The following is a 2,447-nucleotide window of genomic DNA, read 5'->3' as shown; positions in this document are numbered from 1 at the left end:
GACGGGCCCCTGCCCGCCGGGACGCCGTTCCAGTTCCAGGCAAAGCCTGTTTGCAGCGGCGTGGCCCCAAAAGCCGCGCCGTTTTTGCGTCGTGCAGCGCCGACGCGCGGCCCGCGTTGTTTCCACCCAAGGTAAACCCCGATGTGCACCCTGTGCCTGAGCGACATGGGCGAACTGCGAGACGACTGGCTGCGCGAGCCGCTCCGGACGCTGCCAGTCCCGCCGGCCGCGCGTGCTGACGAAGCCGCGGCCAGCGCGGTGCAAGCCGCCCGAAACCCCGCGCAGTCAGTCCCCGAACTTGAGGCGGCGGCATGAACGCGCACGGCGAACCGCCCCAGGGCCGCTTGGTATCGATACTGCGCAAACCCATGACCTGGATTGCGCTGGCCCTGCTGGTTCTGATCTCCGCGGCCACCGCGGCGGTGGCCCTGGAGCTTTATGCCAGTACCTCCGAGCCCATGGAAATGAACTCACGCTAGCGCGCGGTTACCGCAGCTGGCTGTCCTTGCTGCCGCGACGGTTGTAGCCGCCGACCGAGCCCGACTCGGCGTCATGCAGTTCCTGGCATGCAACGCACAGCCGCACGCCGGGCAGCGCCTTGCGCCGACCTTCCGGAATCTTCGCGTCGCACTCCTCACAGCGCTTGAGGCTGGCGCCCTTGGGCAGCTGGCTGCGCACGCGCTCGATGCCGTCCTTGATGGTGGCGTCAATCTGGTCCTGTACCGCGCCGTCTCCGGCCCAACCGGTGGCCATGGGCTGCCTCCTCAAGTCTCTGTCTCGTCAACCATATGGTGTCTTGCCCGCCGTTTTCCAACTCGCCCGGCCGGGCGGGCGCCGAGCGGTTCCCGGTGCGTGGGCGCCCTGTCCTTTGGTGCAATACCGCGCCCGCCCCACCCGGGTCCAGCATCAGCCCAGCCCCCGGCACCCCGGGCCTGGCTGAAGCCCTGGGAGTCAAAGCATGTCCATGTCACTGCCGCAGCTCATTCCAACGTCATTGCTTGCCTGCGCAGCTTGGCTGGCGTTGGGCACCACCGCCGCCCTGGCGCCCTCCCAGGCCCATGCACTCGACTGCGGCAGCAACGATGGCTTCGTATGCCAGGGCAGCGCCAGCCAGTACGCCGGTGGCTTCAGCCCGGGCGTGGGCAGCGGCGGCTTCGGCGGCGGCACCTGCACGGCCACGCGCACGCCCGTGGTGTTCATCCACGGCAACGGCGACAGCGCCATCAGTTTCGACATGCCGCCCGGTGCCGTCAGCGGTTACGCCACGCCGGCCCGCTCCCTCTACGACGAGCTCAAGGCCCAGGGGTACAACGACTGCGAGCTGTTCGGCGTCAGCTATCTCGACGCCAGTGAGCGCGCCCTGCCGCAGTACAACTACCACTCGCCCGCCAGGTATGCGGTGCTGAACGCTTTCATCAACAAGGTGAAGGCCTATACCGGCAAGAGCCAGGTGGACATCGTGGCGCATTCGCTGGGGTCGTCGATGGCCCTGGCGACGATGAAGTACTACGGCAGCGCCGGCAGCGTGCGCCGCTTCGTCAACATCGCCGGCGGCATCCGCGGCCTGCGCACCTGCCTGGCCACCGGCTACATTTCGCCCTACGCGCCCACCTGCAATGCCGAAGGTTTCTACCCGTTCACCTATTACACCTTCGGCCTGTACCCCAGCACGGGCGTGGCCTACTACGGCTACAACCGCTGGACCGGCAGCGGCACGGGCAGCCTGCGCACCCTGCCCGCCACGTTCACGGCGGTGTCGTTCTACACCATCACCGCCGGGCTGCGGGACCAGGTGCACTGCTTCACCACCAGCTACGCCAGCACCTGTTCCAGCGGCGCGCTGTTCAACGCCCGCAGCAACGTCAAGGCACAGGTGGACATCGGCGCCGGCAGCAGCGCCTATGCCTACGACTGGGACTGGTCGGACGGCAGCCCGCTCAACTTCGGCGGCGGCGACCTGAGCAACGGCGTTGGCCACGTGCGCTCGAAGACCAACGCCGGACGCATCGTCTACAACATGCTGGGCACGACCTGCACCACCGGCTGCGCCAGCGGCTATGCGGGCGTGAACGGACCCGCGGTGAACCTCTGAGGGTGGCTTTGGCGCAGCCAAGCCACTGATCTGGCGAGAAAAGCGGGCGTCCTGGCCCGTAATGTGGGACACTGCGCCCCCGATTCCCTCACCCAGGCCCCTGCCATGAAGAAGAAAGCCCGCAACCGCCGCCGCGCCGCCCGCCTCAAGGGCCGCTGAGCCGCCGCAGCCTCGCGCTGCATGAAGGGCCAGTGCCGCACCGCGATACGTCGCGGTGAGGCACTGGCCTTTTTCTTTGCGCGTTCAGGCGCGAGTCCCGACTGGCCAGTCCGCATGGGCCATCATGGGTCATGACCCCCGACCATCCCACCCTGCCCCGTTCCCGCTGGCAGCGTCGCCGAGACCGCCTGCAGCA

Annotated in this window: 3 protein-coding genes; 2 read left to right on the top strand and 1 reads right to left on the bottom strand. The window is 68.2% G+C overall.

Features of this window, described 5'->3' with window-relative positions:
• Positions 1 to 311: 311 nt before the first annotated feature.
• A complete protein-coding gene (locus K0M70_RS02760; RefSeq protein ID WP_290778965.1) occupies positions 312 to 479 on the top strand; it encodes a hypothetical protein in 168 nt (55 codons plus the stop codon).
• Between the two features lie 7 nt (positions 480 to 486).
• Here K0M70_RS02760 and K0M70_RS02755 read toward each other — a convergent pair whose 3' ends face one another.
• Positions 487 to 753 (bottom strand): DksA/TraR family C4-type zinc finger protein, encoded by a 267-nt coding sequence (locus K0M70_RS02755; RefSeq protein ID WP_290778963.1) that lies wholly within the window; start codon positions 751 to 753, stop codon positions 487 to 489.
• 205 nt (positions 754 to 958) lie between these two features.
• Here K0M70_RS02755 and K0M70_RS02750 point away from each other — a divergent pair, with 205 nt between their 5' ends.
• Positions 959 to 2,092, top strand: a complete 1,134-nt coding sequence (locus tag K0M70_RS02750) for a hypothetical protein (RefSeq protein WP_290778960.1) — start codon at positions 959 to 961, stop codon at positions 2,090 to 2,092.
• The last annotated feature ends 355 nt before the right edge of the window (positions 2,093 to 2,447 follow it).

The organism is Arenimonas sp. (assembly GCF_019459675.1).
Classification (GTDB): Bacteria; Pseudomonadota; Gammaproteobacteria; order Xanthomonadales; family Xanthomonadaceae; genus Arenimonas.
This window is presented reverse-complemented; position numbering and strand designations above follow the sequence as displayed.

Coding starts and splice junctions, on each gene's coding strand:
- K0M70_RS02760 (WP_290778965.1), top strand. CDS start 312: ATGAACGCGCACGGCGAACCGCCCCAGGGCCGCTTGGTATCGATACTG.
- K0M70_RS02755 (WP_290778963.1), bottom strand. CDS start 753: ATGGCCACCGGTTGGGCCGGAGACGGCGCGGTACAGGACCAGATTGAC.
- K0M70_RS02750 (WP_290778960.1), top strand. CDS start 959: ATGTCCATGTCACTGCCGCAGCTCATTCCAACGTCATTGCTTGCCTGC.